Genomic DNA, 13,533 nt, shown 5'->3' on the forward strand with positions numbered 1-13,533 from the left:
GGATTTAATATTTGGAGGTATTTTATAGATGATATCAGCAGGTGAATTTAAAAAAGGCGTGACCTTTGAAATGGACGGAAGTGTTTTCATGATTGTGGAATTCCAGCATGTAAAACCAGGAAAGGGTGCCGCTTTCGTTCGTACTAAAATCAGAAATGTTCTGACTGGAGCAGTTGTAGAAAAAACATTCAGCCCAACTGAAAAATTCCCGAAAGCCCATATTGACACAAAAGAAATGCAGTATCTGTACGCAGATGGCGATCTGTACTATTTTATGGATCTTGAAACCTATGAACAGATTCCGCTGAACTACGATCAGGTTGAAGATGCGCTGAAGTTCTTAAAAGAAAACGACAACGCAACCATCCGTTTCTTCAAAGGAGAAGCTTTCTCAGTAGCGGCTCCAAACTTTGTTGAACTGCTCATTACCAAAACCGAACCGGGCTTCAAGGGCGATACCGCTACTGGCGCCAATAAACCGGCAACTTTGGAAACGGGTGCGGTTATTACCGTTCCTTTATTTGTAGAAGAAGGAGATACGATTCGTGTAGACACCAGAACGGGTGAATACATGGAACGTGTATAATGCATATGAAATATATCCGTGAAAAGGTAGCCTTTATTGAAGGCCTGGTAGAAGGCCTTGAGTTAGACCTTACGACAAAGGAAGGTAAGGTGCTTGACCGGATTATCGACGTATTGGGCGATATGACCGATGCGCTGGAGGGTCTGGCAGAGGCTCAGGATGAGCTGGAAGATTACGCGGAAATGATTGATGACGACCTGACCGAGCTTGAGGAATTCATTCTGGATGAAGACTGGGACGAGGAATACGATAATTTTGATGATGTAGATTTTGACGATGACGACGATTATTATGAAGTTGTATGTCCAAAATGCGGAACAGTCTATATTACCGATTTCGAAGCCTTTGACGATGATGAAGTGTTTTGCCCTGAATGTGGCGAACAGTTTCATCTGGAAGAAAAAGTCGTTGAAGAATTAACCCATGGCGAAGGGTGTCAGTGCGGACATCATCACGAATAGGTGGTGTATAAAATGGATGAAAACCAAAAATTAAACCCTCAGGAAATCTCTAACGAAATGGTCTGTTCGATTGCGAATCTGGCTGCGCTGGGGGTGGACGGCATCGACAAAATGTTTATGCGTATGTCTGATGAAATATTGGATATGATTTATCCTTCTGCTGTTTCTAAGGGCGTAAAGGTTGTGCGCCAGGAAGATGGCTATCATATCGACGTGCATGTGATTACAGAGCTGGGAATTGACATTCCCCAGATTGCCAGAAAAACCCAGATTAAGGTCAAAGAATCTGTTGAGATTATGACCGGCAATCAGGTGGCGCAGGTTAATGTTCACGTGGAAGGCAGCGGAAAATATTAAAAAAGCATTCAAAAGGCTGTGAGAGTATTCTTGCGGCCTTTTATACTGTGAGATAGAGGTAACTATGAGTCGAAAAATGAATCGAAAAGAAGAGAGAGAACTGGCTCTGCGCGGGATTTTCCAGATTGATTTTCACGCGGAGGATGCAGAGCTGGATACCAGCCTCAAAAATTTTTTTGAGCTGGCGGGACAGGGTGACCCTGAAGATGAAGTGTCAGGTATGACAGGCGGCTATGCGAAGAAGGTCATCGATGCTGCTCTTGAAAATCAAGGGGCTATTGATGCGTTGATCGCCAGCCATTTAAAGGAAACCTGGGATTTCAGCCGTGTGCCGAAAATGGAAAAGGCCATCCTGCGTCTGGGCGTTACCGAGCTTTTATACACCAAGGTGCCAAAAGAGGTAGCGATTAACGAGGCAGTAGAGCTGGCCAAAAAATACGCCTCAGAAGAAAGCAAAACCTATATCAATGGTATTCTCAATAGAGTGGCGGTCGAGCACGCAGACGAGCTTTCAAAGGATTGATGGAACATGGATGGTCTATCTCTGGGAATTGACACCAGTAATTACACAACCTCCATTGCCGTCGCTGATGCTGATGGCGAAGTGGTTTATGAAAAAGGGTTTCTGCTTCAGGTGAAGCCCGGCGAACGCGGGCTGCGCCAGTCAGAAGCCCTGTATCAGCATGTTAAAAACCTGCCGGTGCTTTTTGAGAGCATTCCTGAAAATTTGAAAATGCGGGAGCGGTTGCAGGTGGTGTGTTACTCGGACCGGCCGCGTCCTCTGGAGGATTCGTACATGCCGGTTTTTCGCGCAGGCATTGGATGGGGAAAAACCATTGGCAGTCTGTTTGGGATTCCTGCCTTTGCGGTGAGCCATCAGGAGAATCATATCCGCAGCGCCATTTACGGCAGCGGAATGAAACCGGAAGAACTCCATTTTCCACTTTTGGCAACGCATTTTTCTGGAGGCACCTCTGAGATACTGTTGGTAAACTCAAGGAAAAGCGGGTATGATTGTAAAATAGCGGGGGCGACCCTGGACCTGAATGCCGGACAGCTCATCGACCGAGTGGGTGTACGCCTGGGTTACGCTTTTCCTGCCGGCAAGGCGCTGGAGCAGCTGGCGCTGCAAGCAGTAGAGCGCAGCTGTGTGATATCGTCAAACGTTGATAAAATGAACTTTCACTTTTCGGGGCAGGAAAACAAAGCGGCAGCACTTCTGGACTCGGGGACAGCGCCGGAGGAGGTAGCCTATGGGCTCCACCGCTGTATCGCCAAGACATTATCGAAGGCCATAGCGCTGGCGGCTGCCACTTATGGTGTACGGGATGTTCTGTTTTCAGGCGGTGTTATGTCAAATCAGATCATCCGGGGACTTATCGAGAAAGAGCTGAGCCGCAGGCATCTGCGCCTGCACTTTACGAAACCCTGCTACGCGACCGACAATGCCACCGGAAACGCGTTGCTGGGGATTGAAACCATGACATAAAAGGGGGTTCCTATGATTACCCGGGCGCTTAGCGTTACAGAAGTCAATCATTTTATTAAAACCATGCTGGATGGAAACAGCGTGTTGAAAAACCTTATGGTAGAGGGAGAAATTTCCAATCTGAAGTTTCATTCCTCAGGCCATGTATATTTTTCTTTAAAAGACAGTCAAAGCCGTATTGCCTGCGTTATGTTCCGCAATCATGTGCAGAATCTGAAATTCCGGCCAGAGGAAGGGATGAAGATCACAATCAAGGGTGGCATTTCGGTTTTTGAACGCAACGGCCAGTACCAGATTTACGTGCGCTCTATGGAGCCCCAGGGAGTTGGCGCGCTTTACAAGGCCTTTGAGCAGCTGAAGGAAAAATATCAGGCATTAGGGTGGCTGGATACAGAGCAGAAAAAGCCCCTGCCAGAGTATATCCGCAGAGTGGGGATTGTTACCTCGCCTACTGGGGCGGCGATCCGCGATATGATCTCAGTCATCCGGCGGAGAAACCCTCAGATTCATATTGTCATCTACGGGGCCCTTGTGCAGGGAGACGGCGCGGCAGAAGAGATTGCGAGAGGGATCGAAACCTTTAACCGTCTTGGCAACGCAGATGTGATTATTATCGGACGCGGCGGCGGGTCCATGGAAGACCTGTGGGCCTTTAATGAGGAAATTGTGGGCGAAGCGATCCATGCCTCGCAGCTCCCCGTTATTTCAGCAGTAGGGCACGAAACGGATTTTACCATTGCGGATTTTGTGGCGGACATGCGTGCGCCAACACCGTCTGTAGCCGGTGAACTGGTAGCTGAGAACCTGTTAGAATGGGCAGGGACGTTAACCCAGCTGAAATCCCGCCTGCTCAAAGCGATGAACCGCCATATTGAAAAAAACCGTATGGCACTGACACAGGCTGCTGCCCGGCTTTTGAGAAGCGGGCCGGAAAATCAGGTGGCGGATATGCGCTTATACCTGGACGCGCTCCAGGACCGTATGCTGAGAGGCATGCGGTTTGAAATTGAGCGGCAGCGCAGCAGGGTGGAGTCAGTATCCAGGAGGCTGGATGCTCTGAATCCGCTGGGAGTGCTGAAACGTGGTTATGTTCTGGCTGAGGATAAATCCGGCGGTCTTGTACGCTCAGCTGCTGAGGCTGAGGCCGCGGGAACCATGAAATTAAAATTCCACGATGGCGAGGTCATCGTTTCTGTGATAAAGGAGGGGGCTGAATGGCAACCAAAAAATTAAAAACAAAAATTACCCGGCTCGAGACCATTGCAGAGGCTTTAGAGCAGAATGATCTGGATCTTGAGAAGTCACTGGCCCTTTTTGAAGAGGGCATGAAGCTGGTAAAGGAGTGCGGCAGTGATTTGGACGGCGTTGAAGAAAAGGTCACGATCTTGACAGCCGATAATCAGGAAATGCCTTATGAAGGAGAAACAGAGGAATGAAACCATTTAAAGAAACCCTATTGGAAAAAGTAAAGGAAACAGATCATGAGCTGCTGGCGTGCTTCGACCGGAAGTTTGATACGCCGGATATTATTGTCAGTGCCATGAAGTACAGTCTTTTTGCGGGCGGGAAGCGTTTGAGACCGATTTTGATGAAAGAAACCTGCCGCTGTCTGGGGGGCGATTCTGCAGATGTCAAACCGCTGGCCTGTGCCATTGAGATGATTCATACCTACTCGTTGATACATGACGACCTGCCAGCCATGGATAACGATGATCTGCGCCGCGGGAAGCCGACTAACCATAAGGTATACGGTGAAAATATGGCTATTCTGGCAGGAGACGCGCTTTTGAACTATGCGATGGAAACAGCCATTGCCGGCATCCCGGTAGATCCGTCAAAGACTTTCCATTATACCCGGGCGCTCAGCTACCTGGCACATTCGTCTGGCGTAAATGGTATGATCGGAGGCCAGACAGGCGACATTCTCAGTGAGAACGAGGCAATCAATGAGGAAAAAATGTATTACATTCACGCTCATAAGACAGGTGCTCTGCTGAAAGCAGCAGTGCTGTGCGGCGGGTTCGTGGCAAAGGTGACAGGTGAGGAACGCGACGCCCTGGAGACCTACAGCGAAAAAATTGGCCTGGCTTTCCAGATTGTCGATGATATTTTGGATGTAACCGGAGATGAAAAAACTCTGGGTAAGCCGGTCGGCAGCGATGAAAAGAACCACAAATCAACCTTTGTTTCCCTTTACGGGATGGCTTCCTCACAGGAAAAAATCCGAGAGCTGGAAAACGGTGCGCTGGACGCATTGGCAACCATTGACCATGACACTTCGTTTTTAGAGGATATGGCAAAATATATTTGCCAGAGAGAAAACTAAGAAAAAGAGATGATGCGGCGTTATGCCGTATCATCTCTTTTTGGTTATGCCTTGATCATATTTTTGCTGCCAAAATAGGTAGCGAGGAAGTAGCCGCCGTAAATGAGTACAAGAATCAGCGCGGTGACACCCGTGTTTCCCGCGACATTCACATGACCAAAGAAAGCAATAAAATCATTGGCGACTTTGAGCCCTACAATGGAGTGAATGACAGCGAGCGCCAGGGGCATCAGGAAATAGATGGCAATCTGAACAAAAAGAGCGTGGCGGATCATTTTGTCCTCTGCGCCGATCTTACGGAGCAAGGCGTAGCGTTCAGTGTTGTCCGACGCCTCGGAGAGCTGCTGGAGCGCCAGTATGGCAGCGCTGGCAATGAGGAAGATAATACCCACGTAAATCCCTACATAGGAGGTGGTGATTTTCATGGCGGTACCCTGCGCATACATTTCTTCCCGGGTGATAGTTAAGAAGCCGTTTTGTGGTGTCAGAAGGCCGGCATACTGGTTTAAAATTTCGCTTGAAGCCTCTGCAGGCGCTTTGTAATTGATATTGAGTTGCGCGCTGTCAAAAGGGAGATTTTGTGCCAGGGCATCGGACACAATGAGTGTACCGCTGTTGCTGAATGAAAAGTTTGTGCCAATGGTACAGTTAATGGCCGGTCCTGCGCTTTCAAGCGTGGCTCCGTTTAAGGTAACCTTTCCGTTGTTTTCGAGGAAGGTATCCACAGATGGGGTGATCTGGGGCATATCATAAAAGATACGGAATTGTCCCTCGCTTAGTGTAATGGTGTCTTTTCCGAGCGCTCTCATTTGGGCGTTAAAATCAGAAAGAGAAACAACCTGCATTGGGTTTTTTTTGAAACGCTCGAAGGCTTCACCGGTCAGCATGTTTTTTACGCCCTCTGTAGAATACTCAAATAAAACCGCGTTTGGCACATCGCTGAGATGGTAGGTGATCTGGCTTGTTTCTCCGGCAAAACGGTTCAAGTCGACCCCCTGAGCAGCCAGTTCGGCGGCGATATCCGCATAAATCGGCTGGTCATCCAGGTAAGGGTTTTCCGGGCCGCTGGTAATGGTCGCGTCAAAGGGAGTGGTCTTCTCGGCTGAGCTTGTAAGCACATCGGCCAGGCTGATTCCGCTTGACAGGGTGCCGATGGTGAACAGCAGCATGATGCAGATAACCGTCATTGAAATAAAGGTGGTATTGATCTTGCTATTGAGCTGGCGGAGAACGAACATATTAAGCCCTTTAAGGTACAGCTTTTTATTGGACTGGACAAGGCGGAGCAGGAAACCAGATAAGGACATGAAGAACAGCAGTGTCCCCACAGAGCCACAGGCCAGGGCGGCTGCAAACTGGGGGCCTATGTCCATAAGGCCATTGTCAATGATCAGGTAGTAGGCGACACTGATAAAAATGACAGCGGCGGTAAAAATAACGACAGAATGCCAGAGCTTTTTTATTTTAAAGGTTTCATTTTTCTTATCTGCGCTCAGCAGGTCGATGAGCTTGTATTTTGAAATGGACAGTGTATTAAACAGCATGACCATGATAAAAATCAGACTGAAATAAAGAATGGTCTTTCCGCAGGCAGCGGGTGAAAAGACAAATTTAAACTCCGTAAAGGCCGCTTCAAACATTTTGGCCGTTACGACGGCCAGAACTTCGGAAAGGAAGAATCCCAGAATCAGCCCGACTGTCAGTGAGACAATGCCGATCAGAAGGGTCTCAAGCATTAAAATCCAGGACATTTTACTTTTGTCCATGCCTAGGGTCATGTATATGCCAAGCTCTTTTTTACGCCGTTTGATCAGGAATTTATTGGCGTAGAGGATCAGAAATCCGAGAATAATCGAGATGAACACCGAGACATAGCCCATGATCATTGTCAGGCTCTGGAGAGCCTGCTCATCGCTTGAGCTGATGCTCATCATGGCCTGCTGGGACTCGATGGAGTTAAAGACATAAAAGACACAGACGCCAAAGGTCAGAGTCAGAAAATAGATGGTATAATCCCGGACGCTGCGCCGTACATCGCGGAAGGCAAGCTTAGAGTACATCGCTGTTCCCTCCTCCCAAAAGGCTGACAACATCAATAATGCGTTTAAAGAAAACCTTGCGGCTGTCATCGCCCCGAATCAGTTCGTTAAAGATTTTGCCGTCCTTTATAAAGAGGATGCGTTTGCAGTAGCTGGCAGTGAAGGCATCATGGGTAACCATAAGGATTGTAGCGTGAAGCTGTTCGTTGAGGGTGTCAAAGGCCTCGAGCAGCATCCGGGCAGATTTGGAATCCAGCGCCCCGGTGGGCTCATCGGCCAAAATGAGCGCAGGCTTGGTGATGATAGCTCTTGCGCTGGCAACACGCTGCTTCTGGCCGCCGGAGATCTGATAGGGGTACTTTTCCAGAATATCGGTAATCTGCAGGCGCTTGGACACACTGCGCACCCGCTTGTCGATGGTCGCTGCCGGTACCTTGAGAATTGTCAGCGCAAGGGCAATATTTTCGTAGGCGGTCAGGGTGTCTAAAAGATTGAAATCCTGGAAAATAAAGCCAAGCTGTTCCCGCCGAAACTGTGAAAGCTGACGCGAGCGCAGCTCGGTGATGTCCCGGTCCTGGATCAGAATATGGCCTGCGGTCACGGAGTCGATGGTAGACACGCAGTTCAGCAGTGTGGTTTTTCCGCTTCCTGAGGCGCCCATGATACCAATGTATTCGCCCTTGTTTACATTAAAGCTGATGTCGTCAACAGCTTTTGTGATATTTCCGTTATTTCCATAATATTTTTCGATATGCTGTACAGACAGTATCGGTGTTGTTTTTTCCATAAGGAACCTCCTTAAAGCACTTTGGTTGTATTATCTTTTATGGTCATAGTATACCGCTGTGCCGCCTGACAAACCATCGAAGTTGCTTACGGAAAGCTTACATTTTTGTCACATTTGCTCCAGGACAGGGAAATGAATGGTGGCGGTTGTTCCGCGTCCGGACACGGATTCGACACTCAGGCCAAGTCCCAGTTTCTGGCAGAGCTTTTTGCAGAGATAGAGGCCAATGCCCGTGGCCTTGGCGCTGCCCCGGCGGCCGTTGCTGCCTGTAAAGCCCTTATCAAAGATCCGGTCAATGTCCTCCGGCGGGATGCCGATCCCGTTGTCAGCAATGGAGAGAAGAATCTCAGCGCCGTTACAGGCGCCGGAAACAGTGATCTCGGCCGGGGTGGACGAGCTGTAGTCCAGGTATTTCAGCGAATTGTCCAACAGTTGGCCAAGGATAAAATCCGTCCATTTGGGATCGGTAAATACTTCATGTTCCAGCCCATTGGTGGAAAGTTTGATTTTTTGACGGATGAAAGTTTTAGCGGTTTTTCGTATGACAGGGTTTACCAGGTTCTGAAGACACGTTTTTTTGATAACATAGTCCTTTTCGACGCCGCTGCTGCGCGAATAAAAAAGAGCCTGATTCACATAGCGCTCAATCTGGTCGATTTCTTCACCGAGTGAGAGTGTTACAGGTGTCTGATGATTTTCGATGATAAGCTCGGCTGAAGCAATGGGGGTCTTGACCTCGTGAACCCAGGTTTCAATGTACTCCCGGTATTCATTGGAGCTGCGCCGGTAGACGGCAATTTCATCGTTCATGCTCTTGCTGGCGGCTTTCAGCACCTCGTACAGAATGCGGCATTCATTGAGCGAGGGCCGGTTGATGAGCTCAGATAGAAGATATTTTTTGTCAAGCCGGCTGAGTTTTTTACAGACGTCATTATAAAAGTGGGCTTTCATAAAAAACTCAATCCAGAAGACAAGAGACAAAGCAAAGAAAAGCACGAGCAGGAGGTAAAGGCGGGAGCCTTTATCGACGTGCAGGAGCTCCAGGCTAAAGCCCATAAAAACCAGCAGAACTGTTGAAACCGACAAGAACAGAAGCTTATCTTTTACGTAATCCAGAAACCGCATGCGTTACACCATATAGCCCTGGCCACGTTTGGTGACGAGGTAATCCTTCAGGCCGATTTCGCTGATTTTGCGGCGCAGGCGGTTGATATTGACGGTGAGGGTATTGTCGTCCACAAATGCATCGGACTGCCAGAGGGCATTCATGATGGCCTCGCGGGAGACGATTTCGTTTTTATGGGACAGCAGAAGGCGGAGAATACCAACTTCATTTTTGGTCAGTTCGGTCTCCCCTCTGGCGGACTGAATTACGCTTCGGGATAAGTCAAGGGTCAGTCCGTTATGAGACATGGTAGTGGAACCGGAAGAGGGATTGGCCCGTTTGAGCACAGAAGCGATCCGCGCCAGAAGGATCTGAGTATTGTAGGGTTTCGTAATATAATCATCTGCGCCAAGGTTCATGCTCATCAGTTCGTCAAATTCACTGTCCCGGCTGGTGACAATAATAATGGGAACATCCGATTGTTTTCGGATTTCCCGGCAGATATAATACCCGTCATAAACCGGCAGGTTAATATCCAGAAGAATGAGGTCCGGCGGATTGGCCAGAATGGATGTGGTAATGTGTTTAAAGCTGTCTGGGAAAACGGGATCATAGCCGTAGCGGTTCAGAAATTCACTGAGCTCCTGACGGATTTTGGGATCATCTTCGATGATCATTATTCTCATGGAGAGCCTCCTTATAATCATTGATACTTTTATATTAACATGAACACCAAAGGGTTTTCATTAACTTTTTTAAATTACTTTGGAAAAGCGACTGCTCACATTGACAGATGTTTCTTTTAAACGTATAATGGGCATATTATGAAAAAATAGCAACTTGTTTTTATTTGCAGTAAAGTTGGGTATAAAAGTGTCATAAGTTCAATAACCATGTCAAAATCTCGACATGGGAGCGCACTTCTGAGGAGGAAGTTAAATGAAGAAAATACTGATCGTCGGTGGTGTAACCGGCGGTGCGTCGGCTGCGGCAAGGCTGAGGCGTTTGAACGAGGAAGATGAGATCATTTTGTTTGAACGCGGTGAGCATACCGGCTGCGCCGGCTGTGGTCTTCCGTATTATATTGGAGGCGTCATAGAGGAACGCCGGAAGCTGCTTCAAACGGTTTCTGGACTGGCAAAGCGCTATCGTCTGGATATCCGCTGCGGCAGTGAGGTGCTGTCCATCAACCGCGACGACAAAAGCATTACGGTCAGAGAAAAAGAGACGGGCGAAACCTACGAAGAAAGCTATGACAAGCTGGTTCTCTCGCCAGGGTCCAGACCTACTGTGCCGGATTTGCCGGGAATGGATGAAGCTGAAAATGCCTTTACACTAAAAGACGTTCAGGATGCTGATGTTCTTAAAAAAGCGCTCATGACCCTTACTCCAAAGCATGCTGTCGTGGTCGGTGGTGGTTTTGGCGGCCTTGCGATGGCTGAAAATCTGCAGAGGCTGGGGCTGACGGTTACCATTGTCGAAAAAAAGCGGCAGGTTGTGGGAGCCTTTGATTTTGAAATGGCCCAGATTCTTCATCGTGAGCTCAATGTGCATGGCGTAGGCCTTGTCCTGGATGACGGTGTCAGCCGTTTTGAGAATAAAGGAAAAACGCTGGTTTTAGAGTCGGGACGTACGCTGGACTGTGATCTGTCGATCCTGACAATAGGCGTGAAGCCAGAAAGTGGGCTGGCACAAAGGGCAGGACTGCGGGTAAGCGAAGCGGGGTATGTTGTTACAACCCAGACCTACGCTGCGCTGGATGCGGATCTGCTGACACCGGTGGACGGTATATATGCCATTGGAGACGTGGTTCAGGTACAAAATTTTGTTGACAAGCAGCCGGATGCGGCAGGGCTTGCGGGACCGGCCACAAGGCAGGGGCGTGTGCTCGCAGATCATCTGGCGGGTTTACCGACTGTTAACAACGGTCTCCAGAGAACTTCTATCCTCAAAATATTCGGTAAAACAGCTGCGACGACTGGAAATAATGTTGCCCGTCTTAAAAAAATGGGTATTTCCTATCAGGAGGTACACGCACACCGGCTGTGCCACGCAGACAATTATCCCGGAGCTTCGCTTATTGATCTGAAGCTTATCTATGATCCCAAAACCCTTAAAATTCTTGGTGCACAGGCAGTGGGGAATGAAGGGGTAGACAAACGGATCGATGTAATCTCAACGGCTATGCGCCTGGGGGCTACTATAAGGAATCTTGCCTGTCTGGAGCTCTGTTACGCACCACCTTATTCTACGGTCAAGGACCCTGTTAATATTCTCGGCACCATTGCGGGGAATATTAGTGAAGGGGTTTATAAAACCATTCCCTGGGATGAGATAGAGGGGGTTGTAACAGATGGCGGATTTCTGCTTGATGTCATGCCACCGGAAGAATTTGATAAAGGTCATATCAGCGGTGCGGTTAATATTGAGTTAGACTGTCTTCGCGAGCGGCTGGATGAGCTGCCTCAGGAGAGAGGGCTGCCGCTTTATATCTGCAGCGGTACCGGCCAGAGGGCCTATACGGCGGTCCGCCTTTTGCGGGGATGCGGATATAATAACCTTTATCTTTTATCAGGCGGATACGCCACCTATTGCGATGGCACCTATCAGCCGAACGCATAATGAAATTTGAATAATCGATGATATAAATGGAGGAACAAAAATGAACGAACTGGATCAGATTAAAGAATTGCACGACATGTTAAACATAGGTCTTGGGTTTGAAAAGGACCTGAAAAAGGTTGGGATCAACACCCCGGACGAACTGCGCAAGGTTGGCAGCAAAGAGGCCTTTCTCCGGCTTAAACGAGGCGGTGTCCAGAATCTGAATCTTAACAAGCTGGCCGCCCTCGAGGGTGCAATACGGAACGTTAAAAAATATGCTCTGGACGAATCGACCAGAGAGGACATGGAAGAGTTTTACATGACTTACGAGCTTTAAAAAAGAAGATACGGCGTTTTGCCGTATCTTCTTTTTTGTTCTAGAAGTCCATTTTCTTTTCAATATAGCCGACCACTTCATCAATGGGCAGGCGGACCTGTTCCATGGTATCACGGTCACGCAGGGTGACGGCATTGTCTTCCTGCGTATCGAAATCTACCGTTATACAAATTGGTGTGCCAATTTCATCCTGACGGCGGTAACGCTTGCCAATGCTGCCAGCTTCATCATAATCGACCATGAAGTGCTTAGCGAGCTGGGCATATACTTCCGTTGCTTTTTCGCTGAGCTTTTTAGACAGCGGGAGAACAGCGGCTTTATAGGCAGAAAGTGCGGGGTGTATCTTCATTACATTTCGTTCTTCGCCGTTTTCAAGAGTTTCCTTTTCCATGGCGTTACACAGGAATGCCAAAAACATACGGTCAGCCCCAAGAGATGGTTCAATGACATAGGGAAGGTATTTTTCGTTGGTTACCGGATCCTGGTACTGCATATCCTTGCCCGAAACATTCTGATGCTGTGTGAGGTCAAAGTCGGTACGGTCCGCGATGCCCCAGAGCTCACCCCAGCCAAAGGGAAACAGGAACTCAACATCGGTAGTGGCATTGGAGTAGTGGGACAGTTCCTCTTTTTCGTGATCTCTGAAACGGACATTTTCCTCTTTCATGCCAAGGGAGAACAGCCAGTTGCGGCAGAAGTCCTTCCAGTAGGTAAACCATTCGAGATCAGTACCGGGCTCGCAGAAAAATTCAAGCTCCATCTGTTCAAATTCACGTGTTCTGAAAATAAAGTTACCCGGCGTGATTTCGTTACGGAAGGATTTACCAATCTGTCCAATACCAAAAGGAATTTTTTTACGGGTCGTGCGCTGTACGTTTTTAAAATTGACGAAAATCCCCTGGGCGGTTTCAGGTCTCAGATAAATTTCGGATGAGCTGTCCTCTGTGACACCCTGGAAGGTTTTAAACATCAGGTTAAACTGGCGGATATCGGTGAAGTCTTCAGCGCCGCATTCGGGGCACTTGATGTGGTTTTCGCGGATAAAATCCATCATTTTTTCATTGGACCAGCCGTCAACAACCGCTTCCTCACCCTTTGCGTGAAAATAGTCTTCGATCAGCTTATCGGCGCGAAAACGTGTTTTACAGGACTTGCAGTCCATGAGCGGATCATTAAAGCCGCCGACATGGCCGGAAGCAACCCAGGTTTTCGGATTCATCAGAATCGCAGCGTCAAGGCCGACATTATAAGGTGATTCCTGGACGAATTTCTTCCACCAGGCTCTTTTTACATTATTCTTCATTTCGACCCCGATCGGGCCGTAGTCCCAGCTGTTGGCGAGACCATCATAAATTTCAGATCCTGGAAAAACGATTCCTCTCATTTTTGCCAGGCTGACAATTTCATTCATCGTGAATGCAGACATAGTATCCTCCTACAAA

15 protein-coding genes are annotated in these 13,533 nt (G+C 48.3%); 10 read left to right on the forward strand and 5 right to left on the reverse strand.

Annotated elements, in window-relative coordinates:
• The first annotated feature begins 28 nt into the window (after nucleotides 1-28).
• The 8 genes from efp to FYJ53_RS04705 all read left to right on the forward strand — a co-directional run bounded on the left by efp (nucleotide 29) and on the right by FYJ53_RS04705 (nucleotide 5,219).
• On the forward strand, nucleotides 29-586 hold the full coding sequence (gene efp / locus FYJ53_RS04670; protein ID WP_013381755.1) for an elongation factor P: 558 nt from the start codon (nucleotides 29-31) through the stop codon (nucleotides 584-586).
• Nucleotides 586-1,047, forward strand: coding sequence for a CD1247 N-terminal domain-containing protein (locus FYJ53_RS04675; protein ID WP_154557019.1), 462 nt, complete (start codon nucleotides 586-588; stop codon nucleotides 1,045-1,047). Before efp ends, FYJ53_RS04675 begins: the two co-directional genes overlap by 1 nt.
• A 12-nt stretch (nucleotides 1,048-1,059) precedes the next feature.
• Entirely contained in the window at nucleotides 1,060-1,404 is a 345-nt protein-coding gene (locus FYJ53_RS04680; protein WP_013381753.1) for an Asp23/Gls24 family envelope stress response protein, read from the forward strand.
• Between the two features lie 76 nt (nucleotides 1,405-1,480).
• The gene (gene nusB / locus FYJ53_RS04685) at nucleotides 1,481-1,927 is read left to right on the forward strand and encodes a transcription antitermination factor NusB (RefSeq protein ID WP_167495272.1); all 447 of its coding nucleotides are present in this window, start codon (nucleotides 1,481-1,483) and stop codon (nucleotides 1,925-1,927) included.
• A gap of 6 nt (nucleotides 1,928-1,933) precedes the next feature.
• Nucleotides 1,934-2,893, forward strand: a complete 960-nt coding sequence (locus FYJ53_RS04690; protein WP_154557020.1) for a peptidase M22 — start codon at nucleotides 1,934-1,936, stop codon at nucleotides 2,891-2,893.
• A gap of 12 nt (nucleotides 2,894-2,905) precedes the next feature.
• Nucleotides 2,906-4,126 carry an exodeoxyribonuclease VII large subunit gene (xseA, locus tag FYJ53_RS04695; RefSeq protein ID WP_013381750.1) on the forward strand — a complete coding sequence of 407 codons (1,221 nt, stop codon included), beginning with the start codon at nucleotides 2,906-2,908 and terminating at the stop codon, nucleotides 4,124-4,126.
• Complete coding sequence (gene xseB / locus FYJ53_RS04700; protein ID WP_013381749.1) at nucleotides 4,108-4,329, forward strand: exodeoxyribonuclease VII small subunit; 222 nt, start codon at nucleotides 4,108-4,110, stop codon at nucleotides 4,327-4,329. The genes xseA and xseB overlap by 19 nt, the downstream gene beginning before the upstream one ends.
• Nucleotides 4,326-5,219: a polyprenyl synthetase family protein gene (locus tag FYJ53_RS04705; RefSeq protein WP_013381748.1), complete on the forward strand. Its 894-nt coding sequence runs from the start codon at nucleotides 4,326-4,328 to the stop codon at nucleotides 5,217-5,219. The genes xseB and FYJ53_RS04705 overlap by 4 nt, the downstream gene beginning before the upstream one ends.
• Nucleotides 5,220-5,263: 44 nt before the next feature.
• Here the strand turns inward: FYJ53_RS04705 and FYJ53_RS04710 are convergent, their stop codons facing one another.
• The 4 genes from FYJ53_RS04710 to FYJ53_RS04725 all read right to left on the reverse strand — a co-directional run bounded on the left by FYJ53_RS04710 (nucleotide 5,264) and on the right by FYJ53_RS04725 (nucleotide 9,836).
• The gene (locus FYJ53_RS04710; protein WP_195840231.1) at nucleotides 5,264-7,279 is read right to left on the reverse strand and encodes an FtsX-like permease family protein; all 2,016 of its coding nucleotides are present in this window, start codon (nucleotides 7,277-7,279) and stop codon (nucleotides 5,264-5,266) included.
• A complete protein-coding gene (locus FYJ53_RS04715) occupies nucleotides 7,269-8,045 on the reverse strand; it encodes an ABC transporter ATP-binding protein (RefSeq protein WP_154557022.1) in 777 nt (258 codons plus the stop codon). Before FYJ53_RS04715 ends, FYJ53_RS04710 begins: the two co-directional genes overlap by 11 nt.
• A gap of 108 nt (nucleotides 8,046-8,153) precedes the next feature.
• On the reverse strand, nucleotides 8,154-9,170 hold the full coding sequence (locus FYJ53_RS04720) for a HAMP domain-containing sensor histidine kinase (protein ID WP_154557023.1): 1,017 nt from the start codon (nucleotides 9,168-9,170) through the stop codon (nucleotides 8,154-8,156).
• Nucleotides 9,171-9,173: 3 nt separating this feature from the next.
• Complete coding sequence (locus FYJ53_RS04725; protein WP_090413338.1) at nucleotides 9,174-9,836, reverse strand: response regulator transcription factor; 663 nt, start codon at nucleotides 9,834-9,836, stop codon at nucleotides 9,174-9,176.
• A 253-nt stretch (nucleotides 9,837-10,089) separates the two neighbouring features.
• Between FYJ53_RS04725 and FYJ53_RS04730 the strand changes: the two genes are divergently transcribed.
• Both FYJ53_RS04730 and FYJ53_RS04735 read left to right on the forward strand, forming a co-directional pair.
• A complete protein-coding gene (locus FYJ53_RS04730) occupies nucleotides 10,090-11,772 on the forward strand; it encodes an FAD-dependent oxidoreductase (RefSeq protein ID WP_154557024.1) in 1,683 nt (560 codons plus the stop codon).
• Nucleotides 11,773-11,812: 40 nt separating this feature from the next.
• Nucleotides 11,813-12,091 carry a TfoX/Sxy family DNA transformation protein gene (locus FYJ53_RS04735; protein ID WP_013381742.1) on the forward strand — a complete coding sequence of 93 codons (279 nt, stop codon included), beginning with the start codon at nucleotides 11,813-11,815 and terminating at the stop codon, nucleotides 12,089-12,091.
• Nucleotides 12,092-12,131: 40 nt separating this feature from the next.
• Here the strand turns inward: FYJ53_RS04735 and FYJ53_RS04740 are convergent, their stop codons facing one another.
• Nucleotides 12,132-13,517 (reverse strand): glycine--tRNA ligase, encoded by a 1,386-nt coding sequence (locus FYJ53_RS04740; protein ID WP_013381741.1) that lies wholly within the window; start codon nucleotides 13,515-13,517, stop codon nucleotides 12,132-12,134.
• Between the last annotated feature and the right edge of the window lie 16 nt (nucleotides 13,518-13,533).

Source organism: Eubacterium sp. BL-380-WT-2B, assembly GCF_009696115.1.
In the GTDB taxonomy this organism is placed as follows: domain Bacteria; phylum Bacillota; class Clostridia; order Eubacteriales; family Eubacteriaceae; genus Eubacterium; species Eubacterium callanderi.